This is a genomic window from Blastocatellia bacterium (assembly GCA_025055075.1).
In the GTDB taxonomy this organism is placed as follows: domain Bacteria; phylum Acidobacteriota; class Blastocatellia; order HR10; family HR10; genus HR10.
Genome location: JANWYV010000045.1, coordinates 57,192 through 71,062 on the forward strand (window position 1 = coordinate 57,192; position 13,871 = coordinate 71,062).

At 62.0% G+C, this 13,871-nt stretch carries 14 protein-coding genes; 3 read left to right on the forward strand and 11 right to left on the reverse strand.

What is annotated here, in order from left to right; genetic code table 11:
- Positions 1–57 precede the first annotated feature (57 nt).
- Complete coding sequence (locus NZ746_10565) at positions 58–1,830, forward strand: 30S ribosomal protein S1 (GenBank protein ID MCS6817804.1); 1,773 nt, start codon at positions 58–60, stop codon at positions 1,828–1,830.
- Positions 1,831–2,022: 192 nt separating this feature from the next.
- Here NZ746_10565 and NZ746_10570 read toward each other — a convergent pair whose 3' ends face one another.
- Complete coding sequence (locus tag NZ746_10570) at positions 2,023–3,321, reverse strand: aspartate aminotransferase family protein (GenBank protein MCS6817805.1); 1,299 nt, start codon at positions 3,319–3,321, stop codon at positions 2,023–2,025.
- A gap of 186 nt (positions 3,322–3,507) precedes the next feature.
- Here NZ746_10570 and NZ746_10575 point away from each other — a divergent pair, with 186 nt between their 5' ends.
- Together NZ746_10575 and thiE are read left to right on the forward strand one after the other, a co-directional pair.
- Positions 3,508–3,810 carry a hypothetical protein gene (locus NZ746_10575; GenBank protein ID MCS6817806.1) on the forward strand — a complete coding sequence of 101 codons (303 nt, stop codon included), beginning with the start codon at positions 3,508–3,510 and terminating at the stop codon, positions 3,808–3,810.
- Positions 3,807–4,430 (forward strand): thiamine phosphate synthase, encoded by a 624-nt coding sequence (thiE, locus tag NZ746_10580; protein ID MCS6817807.1) that lies wholly within the window; start codon positions 3,807–3,809, stop codon positions 4,428–4,430. Before NZ746_10575 ends, thiE begins: the two co-directional genes overlap by 4 nt.
- Positions 4,431–4,445: 15 nt before the next feature.
- On the opposite strand, the gene NZ746_10585 is transcribed toward thiE, so the two are convergent.
- The 10 genes from NZ746_10585 to NZ746_10630 form a co-directional block, all read right to left on the reverse strand.
- Entirely contained in the window at positions 4,446–5,123 is a 678-nt protein-coding gene (locus NZ746_10585; GenBank protein MCS6817808.1) for a hypothetical protein, read from the reverse strand.
- Positions 5,124–5,238: 115 nt separating this feature from the next.
- On the reverse strand, positions 5,239–5,913 hold the full coding sequence (locus NZ746_10590; GenBank protein ID MCS6817809.1) for a DUF1326 domain-containing protein: 675 nt from the start codon (positions 5,911–5,913) through the stop codon (positions 5,239–5,241).
- An 88-nt stretch (positions 5,914–6,001) separates the two neighbouring features.
- Positions 6,002–6,232 (reverse strand): hypothetical protein, encoded by a 231-nt coding sequence (locus tag NZ746_10595; protein MCS6817810.1) that lies wholly within the window; start codon positions 6,230–6,232, stop codon positions 6,002–6,004.
- A complete protein-coding gene (locus NZ746_10600) occupies positions 6,229–7,227 on the reverse strand; it encodes a xanthine dehydrogenase family protein subunit M (protein ID MCS6817811.1) in 999 nt (332 codons plus the stop codon). Before NZ746_10600 ends, NZ746_10595 begins: the two co-directional genes overlap by 4 nt.
- Positions 7,214–9,382 (reverse strand): xanthine dehydrogenase family protein molybdopterin-binding subunit, encoded by a 2,169-nt coding sequence (locus tag NZ746_10605; GenBank protein MCS6817812.1) that lies wholly within the window; start codon positions 9,380–9,382, stop codon positions 7,214–7,216. The genes NZ746_10600 and NZ746_10605 overlap by 14 nt, the downstream gene beginning before the upstream one ends.
- 3 nt (positions 9,383–9,385) lie before the next feature.
- Complete coding sequence (locus NZ746_10610; protein MCS6817813.1) at positions 9,386–10,000, reverse strand: (2Fe-2S)-binding protein; 615 nt, start codon at positions 9,998–10,000, stop codon at positions 9,386–9,388.
- 36 nt (positions 10,001–10,036) lie between these two features.
- A complete protein-coding gene (locus NZ746_10615) occupies positions 10,037–10,498 on the reverse strand; it encodes a hypothetical protein (GenBank protein ID MCS6817814.1) in 462 nt (153 codons plus the stop codon).
- Between the two features lie 85 nt (positions 10,499–10,583).
- Positions 10,584–11,717, reverse strand: coding sequence for a site-2 protease family protein (locus tag NZ746_10620; GenBank protein MCS6817815.1), 1,134 nt, complete (start codon positions 11,715–11,717; stop codon positions 10,584–10,586).
- 32 nt (positions 11,718–11,749) lie between these two features.
- Positions 11,750–12,274, reverse strand: coding sequence for a peptidoglycan-binding protein (locus NZ746_10625; protein ID MCS6817816.1), 525 nt, complete (start codon positions 12,272–12,274; stop codon positions 11,750–11,752).
- Positions 12,275–12,285: 11 nt separating this feature from the next.
- Positions 12,286–13,842, reverse strand: a complete 1,557-nt coding sequence (locus NZ746_10630) for a trypsin-like peptidase domain-containing protein (GenBank protein MCS6817817.1) — start codon at positions 13,840–13,842, stop codon at positions 12,286–12,288.
- Between the last annotated feature and the right edge of the window lie 29 nt (positions 13,843–13,871).

A 13,871-nucleotide genomic window follows, 5' to 3' on the forward strand; every position in this document is an offset into this window, starting at 1 on the left:
AAACCGAAATAGTAGATTTTGCACTCGCATTGTCGGCCATCCTGAAACGAAAATGTCATGACGAGGAGTGAAGAGGCGATTGCGATGGATGTGAACAATATGGATCAACCGGTGACCGAAGCCCATCCCGCGGGCGCGCCTCCGGCACCGAGTGACCCCGAGATGAATGTTTCGAGCGAAAGTTTCGGCGAACTGCTGGGCTCTTTTGAAGAGCAAACGACGACGACTCTGACCGTCGGCCAACGGCTCACGGGCAAGGTGCTCGCGATCCATGAGGACATGGCATTCGTGGACATCGGCTACAAGACCGAAGGTGTCGTCCCGAGCGAAGAACTCCGGATCAGCCTGAACGAGATCTCCATCGGCGACGAGATCCCTGTTGTCGTGAAGCATCTGGAGACTCCGGACGGATACGTGAAGCTCTCCTACGCCGAGGCACAACGTAAGCTCGTGTGGGAGGCCATTGATCGTGCTCTCAAAACGGGCGCCCCCATCAAGGGGCGCATCACCGAGCGCATCAAAGGTGGACTGAAAGTTAACCTGGGTGGGGTGGACGCCTTCTTGCCGGCGAGCCAAGTGGACCTGCGGCAGGTCCGAAATCTGGAGGCCTGGAAGGGCCGAGAGATCGAAGCCAAAGTCATCAAGGTCAATCGGCGGCAGAATAACATCGTCCTCTCGCGCCGCGCGCTCCTCGAAGAAGAGGAAGCGCGACGTCGCGCGGAGATTCTCAGCCAACTCGACGAGGGATATATCGTCGAAGGACGCATCAAGAGCCTGGCCGATTATGGCGCCTTCGTGGACATTGGCGGAATTGATGGCCTCCTTCACATCACCGATATCGCGTGGAAGAAGATCGCCCATCCGAAGGAGGTCTTCAACGTCGGTGAGATCGTCCAGGTGAAGATCCTCAAAATTGATCGAGAGACGGGACGCATCAATCTCGGGTATAAGCAGCTTTGGCCCAATCCGTGGGATACCCTCGCCGAACGATTGCCGCCCGGTTCTCGCATCAAGGGCAAGGTCACGCGCATCACCGACTACGGGGTGTTCGTCGAGGTGGAGGAGGGCATCGAGGGACTGATCCACGCGTCTGAGTTGACATGGGAGAAGCGCCCGAAACACCCGTCGAAGTACGTGGCCATCGGGGATGAGGTGGTGGTGGAGGTCTTACACGTGGACGTGCCAAACCGTCGGTTGAGCTTGAGCCTGCGACAACTGCAACCGGATCCGTGGCGGCTCTTCGCCGAGACTCACTCCATCGGCACGCGCGTGCGCGGCCGCGTGCGCGGGATTACGGATTTCGGCGCCTTCGTCGAAGTCGAGAAAGGGATCGAAGGTTTGATCCACGTCTCCGACATCTCGCGCCGACGCGTGAAGCATCCCTCGGAGGTCTTGAAGAAAGGCCAAGAGGTTGAGGCCATCATCAAGGAGCTGGACCTGAGCGCGCGACGCTTGGGGCTCTCGATGAAAGAGCTGGAGCCCGATCCGTGGGAGGAGTTCTTCAACGCTCACCGGGTGGGCGACATCGTCCGCGGGAAGGTGGTGCGTTTCGCTAGCTTCGGCGCGTTCGTGGACGTAGGGGGCGTCGAGGGCCTTTGCCACATCTCTGAGCTCTCGGACGAACACGTCGAGAAGCCCGAGGACGCTGTTCAAATCGGCGATGAGCTGGACTTTCGTATCCTGCGCCTGGATCCCGAAAGCCGACGCATTGCGCTCTCGGCCCGCGCTGCTCGTCGTGATCGCGAACCCGCCTACACGATCGGCGAAGATACGGGACGCATCGCGAGCCTGGGCGAGATCGCGCGACTCCAACAGGGAGAAGGCGATTGAAGGCGATTAAGGCCCTCTCTCAGTGAATTCTCGCTCCCCAGGCAACCCATCCGCCCTCTCCTGAATCTTAGTGAGCGACCACGTACCACCACGATACCTCCTTAGTTTGGGCGGGGTGAGCCAGAAAGACCGGCTCACCCTATCTTCGTTCGATGATGCAAAAATTGCTCGGAAATCCACAAAATTACGCGCTCACCTCTTACGAGTGACGACGGCGAAGGCGGCTGCCAGCGCCGAGATCAACTCATCAATGTGATCCTTCGTAGCGATCAAGGGCGGACCAATACGAATCACGTTCCCGTAGAGCCCGCCTCGACCGATGAGCACGCCACGTTTCTTTGTCTCTTCGAAGATCTGCTGCAGAGCTTCGGGATTCGGCTCTTTGGTCTTGGGATCTTTCACCAACTCGATCGCTTGCATCAATCCCATGCCCCGCACATCGCCGATGATTTGCGGATACGCTTCCTTGAGTGCCTCCAGTTGCTCGCGCAGATAATCGCCGACCCGGCGTGCGTTCTTCGGCAATTCTTCCTCCTCGATCACGCGGATCGTCGCCAAGGCGGCGCGACAGGCGACAGGATTGCCACCGAAGGTTGAGAAGGTGAGCGAAGGATAGGCATCGGCGATCTCCGGCGTGGCGATCGTGGCCCCGATGGGCGTTCCATTGGCCAGACCCTTGGCGAAGGTCATGATGTCCGGCTCCACCTCCCAGTGCTCGATGCCGAACATCTTCTCCCCCGTGCGCCCCCATCCGGTTTGCACCTCGTCGCAGATGAAGATGCCGCCATAGCGACGTACGATCTCGACGACGACTTTGAAGTACTCTTTCGGGGGAACGACGAATCCACCGACGCCCATGATCGGCTCCGCGATGAGCGCAGCGATGCGTCCCGAAGTCGCCGTTTGAATCAGTTCCTCCACATCACGTGCGCATGCCAGATCGCACGCCGGATAGGTGAGTTTGAAGGGACAGCGATAGCAGTAAGGGGCGACGGCGTGCACGATTCCGGCGACATAGGGCGTCCCGAGCTTCCAGGGCGCTTGCCCACTGACGCTCATCGCCAAGGCGGATCGACCGCTGTAGCCGTGGCGCAGCGCGATGATTTCCTGCCGCCCGGTGTAGAGCCGCGCGAGCACGAGCGCCGTCTCATCGGCTTCGGTGCCACTGTTGGTGAAGAAGCTCTTTTGCAGTCGTCCCGGCGTGAGCTCAGCCAGCTTCTCGGCCAATCGCACCTGCGGTTCATTGATGTAGAGCGTGGAGGTGTGCGAGATCTTCCGAACCTGATCCGTGATCGCTTCCACGACCTTGGGATGCGCATGTCCGACGCTGATCGTCAGGACGCCGCCGAAACAATCCAAGTAGCGTCGTCCCTGCGCGTCCCACACGTACATCCCTTCGCCCCGCTCGATCACCAAGGGCTCTCGGTAATACGTCGAGACACACCGGAAGAGGTATTCCTTCTGCTTGCGCACCAATTCCTCGTTGCTCATAGCCATCAACTCCTGGATCGTCTCGGGGGGAAAGCGTACTCCGCAACCGCCGTTTCGCGCAACCAGGCGGAGCCCCATGGGCGGGACGCTCGAGCTGATTCGAGGACGACTTGGTCCGAGATTTGACCCTCTCGCAGGTGGAGTGTTACCCTGAAGGATCGGATTTCGTAGGAGTCGAGCGCGACGATGTCGGCGAAGATCACGGTCCTTCTGTACATCCTCGTGTATTTCGAGCTGGGAGCCATCCTGATCGTGGCGCCGTGGACGTCCTTTTGGAGCGACAATGTGCTTTTGGCGTATCTCGTGCAGCGCACAGGATCGGCTGAGCTGCTGCTCACATTCAACAGCTTCGCCGTCAAAGCGAGCGTCACCGGACTTGGCGTGCTCAATCTCATCTTGGGCGCGTGGGAAGCCTCTCGATATCGCGATCTCCTCCGGCTAATCGAAGAAGGGAGGCGACGGCCTTCCTCCTCGGAGAGCGAACGATGAAGACGTTGGGGAATCCGCCCCTGCTCTACCTCATCACCGATCGAAAGCTCTGCCCATCGCGTTCGATCCTCGAGCTCATCGTGGAAGCGGCGCGCGCGGGCGTGGATCTAATTCAGATTCGGGAGAAGGATCTGCCGATCCGAGAGCTATGCGCGCTCGTCGAAGAAGCGGCAGCGCGAATCGCGGGAACGCCGGCGCGACTCCTCGTCAATGACCGCTTCGATGTGGCCGTAACTTGCGGCGCTCACGGTGTTCATCTGACGACGCGATCGTTGCCCGCCGCGATCGTGAGAGAGATCGTCGGGCCGGACGTGCTGATCGGCGTCTCGGCGCATTCGCTCGAAGAGGCGCGCGACGCCGAAATCGGAGGCGCGGATTTTCTTGTGCTCGGCCCCGTCTTCGAGACGCCGAGCAAAAAACCCTATGGACCGCCCCTCGGCTTGGAAGCATTCGCGTGCATCGCGGTGGCGGTTCGCCTTCCTGTTCTCGCCATCGGGGGCATCACGCCGGAGAACGCGCCGCAGGTGCTCGCCCGTGGAGCGGCAGGTATCGCGGCCATCCGTATGTTCGTCGAAGCGGAACAGCTCATCCCACTCGTTGCCCGACTCAAAGGGCACTGATGAGCGCGCTTTCGGTCACAACTCGGCGATGCCCTTGACGATGAGAGCCAGCGTCAATTCTCCCCCGGCCGTCGTCTTCACGGGTGCGACAAGTAGCGTATATCGAGAGGCCAATTCCACGACGGTCGGAACTGTTTTATACCCCTCCGCCGAGCGGAGACTGAGCCCGGCCGGATGATTCGTTCCGGCCGCCTTGGCGCTCAACTTCATCAACTCCTCGAACGAGTATCGAGCCGTTGCATCTTGATCCAGATCGGCTGGAACGAGCAAGAGGAAATCGCGATTGGGAGCGATGCCCATGTGATTACCGTCTGCCGGATACAATGCATACCGCAGCGTATAGGCACCCGGCTTGATCGCTTGCCCTCGATAGTCCGTCGTCGGGTGCGGGAACACGATCACGCCGACGAAGGTGGATTCTTCCATCCCTACGTAGACGACATCGGGATCCGCCGTTTTCCCGGCCTGGATCGGAACGGCCGCGCGGAACCAGATTTCGCATACGACGCGTCCATCCGCTTGGAGAACACGATACCCCTTCGGCTCCAGGACCTTTCGGATGGACTCCGGAACGGACGGCGCCGTCAGTGGACCGATGGCCTCCACCCGTCCCTCTTGAGCGAAAGTCGGGCCGACGAGGCTCAAGACGAAGCTCAATATGAAGATGAGAGCTCTTGCATGAGACCGTCGCATCGTTTTCCCCTCTCACAAAAAAGAGCGGGATGATCCCGCACTAAGGAGAAAGAGGCCACCTTCAGAGGCAGTGGCCTCGCCTTTCAGCATTGGTTTCACGAGAGCGCTTCTGCGCTCATCGCGCGAAGTGGCCGACGAAAGCGCTTCGCTTGCCACTGATGGTCCAGGTGACGCCCAAACCATCTCCGCGGAACTGATTGAGGACGGCGACGGCAGGCATTGCGTGCTGGACTGGAGCGAGCGGTGGATAGAAGATCTCCTCATTGCCGCAGATATGATCCTGCTCATTCAAGGGACGCGTCTCGATCCGCGCCCACTCGCCCGCTCGCACGATGGCTCGAGCCGCGTGCTCGCCCTCATCCCGAACGTCGAAGCGGATCGGAGCAGCTACGACGCGCACGACGTTCCCGAGCAGTTCACCCGCCATCGTTTGAGCGAAACGGAGCAAGGCCTCGCGTTGCTCCCGATTCGCCCGCTCGTCCACGACCACGAGGGCCTTCGCCGGATAGGGTTTCCCTTGTGGGTCTCCCAGCGTCGCGCGCGCTTTGACGATGCCGACGACGCTCAAGCCATCGAGGCGAATCCCCTCCCAGCTCCCTCGCTGAATGCGCCAGGCGAGGATCGCCTGATCGCCCACAAACCCCGCCTCCGCGTTGGCGAAGCAAGGACCAGTGTAAACATCCGCATTGCGCGCCTCGACATAGTCGCCGAGGATTTGCTGCGCATGCGCTTGCTCGAAGACGCCCGCAATGGCTGCGAGCACGAACAATACCATGATCAGGCTTCGCATAAATCGCACCTCCTCCAAAATCTCGCCCTGCTCCGACGGACGCCTCGCATCCGTCGGGGCCTCCGCGCTCGCCTCATCGAGCAACATCTTATCGCACTCGCCCCGTCCCATAACAAGCCCGCTGCGCCGAGGCACAGGATTCGGGCTCGACCAAGGCCCCATCGGGCCCCAGGCACGTCTGCGTGAACGCGCACCAGAAGAACCCATCATCAGGGGGCGGCGGCGGAGCGATGGGCGTCTCCGTGTAGAACTGCGTCTTCCACCGCAGGTGCGGGCAAAGCGTCCAGTACACTTCCGAGAATCGTTCCGCGTCGATCATCGTCGCGCTCCTCCTCCGACGGCTTGCTGGATCGCTCGACGCACGGCGACGCGAGCCAGCTGAATCTTGTATTCGTTCTTCCCTAAGCTTCGCGCCTTTTGTACGGCGGCGTCAGCGGCCGCCTTCGCGACTTCTTCGGTCACGGCCTTTCCCACGAGAGCGCGCTCCGCCTCGGGCGAGGGCCAGGGGATCGGAGCAACGTGTCCGAGCACGACGCGCGCTGAGCGCACGCGCTGGCCATCGAGCACCAAAGCCACGGATGCCGCCGCCAACGGCCAATCGAGCGCCTCGTGCTGACGCACCTCATAGGTCGCGCTCATCATCCCTGCCGGAGGCGGCGGCACGAGGATGTCGGTCACGATCTCATTCGGCTGCAAATCATATTCGCGCTCGGTCTCCGATTTCGGAATGCGGAAGAACCGCTCGACCGGGACTTCACGTGTCCCCTGCGGGCCGAAGATGCGAAGGCGCGCCCCATAGGCGATGAGTGCCGGGGCCAAACTCGAGGGATTAACGAAGTAAGCCGGCCCCTCATTGCCCAGGATTGCATGGTACCGATTGTCCCCCTCCAGCACGAGCGAGCGTCCCGTCTCATCGCGAGCCAAGAGGCCGAAGCCCGAGCGGAAGTACCAACAGCGCGGCCGCTGACAGAGATCCCCGCCGACGGTCCCCATGTTTCGAATCTGTGGACTGGTGATGCCACGGACGGCCTGCGCGAGCGCCGGATAGACGCGCGCGATCTCAGGATGATCGAGCAACTCCTGAAGAGTGACCGTCGCGCCCAAACGCAACCCCGTCCGCGGTGAGAAGCTGATCCCTCGCAGTTCGGCAATCTCCTTGATGTTGACCAAGCGTCGCGGCCGCACGATGTCATCTTTCATGAGCGCGAGCAGGTCAGTACCGCCAGCGAGGATTTCCGTCTCTCCCCACGTGCGGGAGAGCAGCGCGACGGCTTGCTCCTTCGTCGTCGGACTCACGTACTCAAACGCGCGCATGGCTCCCTCCCTTCTTCAAAGCCTCCAGGACGCGTTCGGGCGTGAGCGGCAAAAACGGCACGCGCACGCCGATGGCGTTGGCGACGGCATTGGAGATCGCCGCTCCCGGCGAGACCACCGGTGGTTCCCCGAGTCCGATGACGCCTCGCCGATCGTACTTCTCTCCGGTCATCATGTGCACGACCAATTCGCCGATATCCGCCAGGCCCGCCAACTTGTAGAACTCCATGTTCGGATTGAGCATCCGTCCGGTGACCGGGTCCATGATCTTCTCCTCGTAGAGGGCATAGCTGATGCCCATGATCATGGCGCCGTAGCATTGACTCTCGGCTGCCTTCATGTTGATGATCAAGCCGCAGTCCTGGACGGCGACCATCTTGTTGATGCGGACGATGCCCGTCTCAATGTCCACGGAGACATCGGCCATTTGCACACCGGCTGCGCCCGCCGTCGTCAGCTCGCCCGGACCGGGATTCTCTCCGCGTACAGTGAGCGGCATGCCATCGAGCCGAGCGCACGCTTGTTCCCACGCGATCGAGCGGCTCGGGTCCCCCTTCACCCGAATGCGTCCGTCCCATGCCTCGAGCTGATCCGGCGCGGCATTGAGCAACGGAGCGACGCGAGCGAAGAATTGATCCAAGGCATTGAGAGCGGCTCGGCGCGCCGCCGAACTGACACCGCCGATGGTCGTGCTGCCGCCGGAGCCTCCAGCCGGAGGATATTGATTGTCTCCAATCCGCACGCGCACAGCTTCCAGCGGGAGGCCCAGTGTATCGGCCACGACGATGGCAATCGCCGTGCGCGTTCCCGTGCCCAGGTCTTGCGAGGCGAGCTTCACCTCAACCGACCCATCCGGATGGATGGTCAAATCGCATCGGCATGCATGACCGCGCCCGGGCCAGGTATGGATCGAGACGCCGAGCCCGCGCTTGATCGGTCCGGGCGACGGATCGCCTCGCGGATGCCACCGTTTCTTCCACTCCATCAACTCGGCCGCGATCTGCAACTCCTCGCGATAAACGTCGGCGCGCTCACCCGCCAATTCGATGTTCTTCAAGAGCAGATCCAGCGGATCCATGCGCAAGGCGGCGGCCAGATCATCGATCGCCGCCATGGTCAGCAAACACGCTTGCGGATGTAAGGGCGCGCGCCAGGCTCGCGCCGGTCCGCTGTTGGTCGCAATCGCGATGTGTCGCTTCCGCTGATTCGGAATGCGCAGCACATACGGCAGCGGGAGTGGACTTGTTGGCGGAATGCCGCCCGTCCCCCACGTCTCCGATTCCCATGCGATCAGGGTTCCATCGCGCTTAGCACCCACGCGAACGCGTCCATAGTACGAAGGACGCGCGCCGGCGACCATCAACTCGGCATCCCGTTCGAGCATGATCTTCACAGGCCGTCCACCAGCCATTTTGGAGAGCCGCGCGGCGGCGATCCCCCAACTGTCCGGACCGAATTTGCTCCCGAATCCGCCGCCAATATGCTCTTGCTTCACGCGGATATTGCCCGCCGGAACGCCAAGCGGTCCAGCCATCTGCCCGGCGATCCCTGAGACGGCTTGCGTCGAGATGTGCACGAGTACGGAGTTCTCACCTTCCCACTCGACGACGGCGCCGTGTGGCTCCAGGCAACAGTGGGTGATCACGGACATGCCGTAGAGCCCCTCAGCGACGACCTCCGCCTCGCGAAATGCGGCGTCCGGATCCCCCTCGATCTGCTCGGCCGTCGGACGCGCTCGCTCGCCCGCTGCTTTCGGATCGGTGTCCAGAACGAAATGCGGCAGCTTCTCGTACTCGACGACGATGGCGCGAATGGCATCCTCGGCCGTGGGTTCATCAACAGCAGCAACGGCTACGACTTCATCGCCCGCCCAGAGGATCTCATCGCCCACCTTCTTCAAGGGGAGAACCGCCTTCACGCCCGGCATCTTCTCGGCCGCGCTCGTATCCAACCGCACGATCCGCGCGCGCGCATGTGGGCAGTGCAGAATCTTCCCGGCGAGCATCCCCGGACGATTCACGTCATAGGTATATTTGGCGCGCCCGCTCACCTTATCCGGGCCGTCCACGCGCGAGACGCGCTTGCCGATTAAGCGCCGTTGCCCAGGCTCCGGCCATTTGTATTCCGCCATCTCCACAGCCTCTCGTTCGGCCATAGCTCATCCTCCTCTCTGCATTCGCGCGGCCTGTGCGATGGCCGCTCGGATCCCCACATAGGTCCCGCAGCGACAGAGGTTCCCGCCCAATCCAGCCACCAGGTCCTCCGGCGTGGGATTGGGGATCCGATCCAGAAGCGCCTTGCAAGCGACGACGAATCCCGGCGTGCAGAATCCGCATTGCAAGGCATCGTTCTCGACGAACGCTTGCTGAATGGGATGCAGCTTCCCGTCCTGCATGAGGCCTTCGACGGTCGTGATCGCTCTCCCCTGCGCTTCGATTGCGAGCACGGAACAGGCGTAGACGGGCTTGCCGTCCAAAAGCACTGTGCACGCGCCACACGTCCCGCGATCGCACACCCGCTTGGCGCCAGTCAGATCGAATTCATTCCGAAGCGCATCGAGCAAGGTCACGCGCGGCTCTAGTTCCGCCCGATACGTCTTCCCATTGATGGTGAACGTCATCGGGACCTTCCCGGGACCGAAGACCTTCACCTCCGCCCCGGCGACCTTGAGCACGCGCGGCCCGACCACCAGAGGGACCGTGAGCGTGATCCCCGAGACTTTCAGAAAATCACGCCGTGAAAGGCTTCCCGGTTTCGATGGCTGTTTCTCCATAAGACCATTCCTCCTCACCCTCTCAATGCCGTGCTCTCACGGAGCGATGATCGGAGTCTCCTCGCGCACCAGCTCTTTCTGGCAACACGGGCAGACCCCAGGCACCGAGGATTTGATCTGACAAACGTCGCAGGTATAGGCGATGTCATACAGTCGCCCACCTCGAACGAGACGAATGCGGATGCTCTCCAAGCGATCGTCGCCATGCCGAAGGGCCAGGATTTGAAGGTCCTCGGCCCGAAGGTGTGAATCCGCAAAAAGTGCAATGGCCGGGTCCGCTGGGCCGAAGAAATACACTCGCCCTTCGACCGTGCGAATCCCGATGCGTTCGGGTGAACACGAATCCTCACGCTCGCCCGCAGACTCGGCACAGACCAAACGCCCGCGCACGAGCACCGATAAGGGATCGTGCGAAGAGGAGAGGGCCGATTCACCGCTCACCGTCAACAGGAGCAACAGGCTCACCTCGACGCTTCGCTTCCGAATATATGCGCTCACCCCTTTCCCCTCCTCCTTCGGCATGGGCGAGCCCAATCTTACTGAAAGAGCGCTGAAGCTGTCAACACGCTATCGCACCCCTTCCTCAGGGAGCATGGGCGTCCGAGCGGAAATCCTCGAGCGCGAGATACCCGACGATATAGCCGTCGGCATCGAGCACGGCACTGGCGCCCAGGCCATTGCGACGAAGCAGACGATGCGCCTCCCAAAGCGGCGTCTCCGGATGAACGAACATCGAGGGAGCGACCGGCTGCATGAGGTCTCGAACGGTCGTGCGCGCCCATTGCTCGCGCGGCAACGCGTGAAGAGCAGGGACGAGTAAGATGCCATGCAACCGACGATCTCGAGAGACGGGGAACGTTCGGCTCCGATGCTTCGGCAGCACGCGCGCAGCCAATTCCTCAATGGTCATCTCCGGCGGCAGCAGTGCCGGCGGATCCCGCATGACATCCGCGACGCGGATCCGCCTCATCTGATCCACCTGCTTGAGGGAAAGGCGACTATTTTCGGCCACATCGCGGAGGAAGATCCCGACCAAGATGGACCATGCTCCCGCGAAGATGTCCGCGCTCGTGCGCGCGCGCAGCACCCAGAAGATGCCCAAGCCAACAAGGAGATACGCGATCCCCTGCCCCACGCCGATAGCCCAGCGGCTCGCTCGCCAGTAATCCCCCCAACGCGCCCACAACCATGCTCGAAAGACGCGTCCACCATCCAGGGGAAACCCCGGCAGCAGGTTGAAGAGCGCCAGGATCAGATTCGAGAGGGCGAGATAGTTCGTGATGAGCGCCGCCGGTCGCGAGTCGAAGACGTGCACGCTCAATTGATTCAGCAGGAAGAACACCACAGCATAAAGGAAACTCGCGCTCGGCCCCGCGACGGCGATCCGAAATTCCGAGCCCGGCGTATGCGCCTCATGCTCAAAGCGCGCGAATCCCCCAAAGAGGTGGAGCGTGATATCGTAGATGCGTATGCCTTCGGCGCGCGCGACCAATGCGTGTCCGATCTCATGCCCCAACACCGAGAGAAACAGCAACAGCGTCGTGACTCCTCCGAGCGTCCAATGGGCGAGCGGATGAAAGTCGGGCAGATGCCGCGGGAGATAGAAGACCGAGACGGCATATATGTGCAAGAAGACGACGGGGATCCATCCGTAGCTCACCCGAATGGGGATGCGAAAGAGCGTCGCCAGTTGAATCGGTCGGAGTCGCACGGCCACTTCCCGTCCTTAGTGAAGCGACGAATCCTTCCTCATGAAGGAGGGGGCGACCGATGGGCGGGCGAAGTTGCGGAGCCGTCGGATGACGCTGCCGGATGGAGTCCCAATCGGTAGAGCGCGTGCGCCGTCGGATACCCGGTCACCTCGATGCCCTCCGCTTGCTGAAACCGCTTCATCGCCTCCACGGTCCGCGCGTCGTAGACGCCCGTCGGTGGGCCTTCTAAGAATCCCCGCTCGATGAGGGCCAATTGGATCTCGCGCACGCGCTCGCGCGGGATCAACTTTCCAGGACGCAAGACGAGGCGACGCACTGTTCGTCGGCGCGCGGAGGCGCGAGCGCGTTGCCTGGTGAGACGTCGGTTCCGCGCTGAAGCCGAGCGCGAGCGCACAGCCGACGTTCGCGAGCCTTGTGCCTTTGAGCGAGCCGCCGACGTTGCCGAGGGCGCATTCTGTCGGCTTTGAGCGAGCGTTTCTTCTCCCTGGCGCCATTCCCCCATCGGGATCGCTAGAAGAAGCAACAGCAGGCTGCTCACTGCGAATCGAGCCGTGGGTTTCACCTACCCTCCTCCTACGGGATCGTCCCCGAGAGCACCGAACGATTTGGGCCAAGCCCCCGATGGGCGCGCGCGACGATCATCACCACATCGTCGCCCGATTTCAACCCCTCGAAGACTCGCTTGACGTCCTCCGGACCTCGAACTTCCACGCGATTGATGGAGAGGATCACATCGCCCGGCATGAGGCCGAGGGTCTCAGCGAAGCTCTCCTCCTCGATCTCACCGACGACGGCCCCGCGAACGGCCCCGAGCTTGAGAACCTCGGCCACATGCGGCGTCACCGGCTCTAATGTCGCCCCCAAGCGCGGCGGTCCGGATGACTTCTTCTCCTCCGGTGGCTGAGCGTTCTTATCGCGCGGCTCTTCTCGCAATGGCTCCTCACGACGATCCGCAAGCGACGGACGAACGCCGAGCTTGACGCTGGTGACATGCTCGCGCCCATTGCGGATGTACTTCAACCGCACCGTACGTCCGACGTCCATCGAAGCCACGCGCCGCGTGAGATCGCGACTATCCCGAACGGGCTCACCATCAATCTCCACGATGATGTCGCCCGTCTGCAAGCCAGCATGCGCGGCCGGACTCTCCGGATCGGTCACGCTTTCGACGAGTGCGCCCTGTGGTTCTTTCAAGCCATTCAGACGCGCGATCTGCGGCGATACCGGCTTCACATAGACGCCCAAATACCCCCGCGCGACGCGGCCGCGCTGGACCAATTGATTATAGACCTCGACGGCCAAGGCCGATGGGAGCGCGAATCCCACCCCGTTGAAATATCCGGTGCTGGTCGAAATCTGCGTGTTGATGCCGATGACCTCCCCCCTCAAATTGACGAGCGGCCCGCCGGAATTCCCAGGATTGATCGCCGCATCCGTTTGCAGGAAGCGTTGGAACGGGGCGTTCTCCCCATCGGTGATGCGATCCTTCGCACTGATGATTCCCGCTGTGACCGTCTGCTCCAACCCGAATGGACTGCCGATGGCCAGCACCCAATCGCCGACGCGCAACTTGTTCGAATCGCCCATGCGCGCATAGGGGAAGGGCTCGCTCCGCGAGATCTTGATCACGGCCAGATCCGTCTCCGGATCCACGCCGATCACCTCCGGCGTATAGGTCTTGCCCTCGAAGGTCTTGACCCGAATTGTCGAAGCGCCGCGAATGACGTGGTAATTAGTGAGGATATACCCCTCTGGGTCCACGATCACCCCCGATCCCGTCCCGCGACGTGGCCGTCCGCGCGGCCCGAAGAAGAAATCGAAGGGATCCTCCGATCGCCGACTCGCTCGCGCGGCTTCCGTCTCAATATGGACGACAGCCGGCTCGACCTGACGCGCGACTTGCGCGAATGCGTCCGAGAGGGCGAGCGCCGTCGCCAGTGCTCCCGTCGGCGGGACATGGCTCTCACTCACGTGAAGCGGTCGCGCCGATTGTCGGGCTGAAGTCCCCCCGGAGATCCACACTCCGACGCCGATGCCAAGGATCACACTCAGGCTCAAGCCGATGGGCATCGTCCATCGTGGCCACGCCCCCCATCGGGACGAAGGACCGACACCTGACATCTGCTCCATGTTCGCCTCCCTCGCGTTCTGTTCACGCC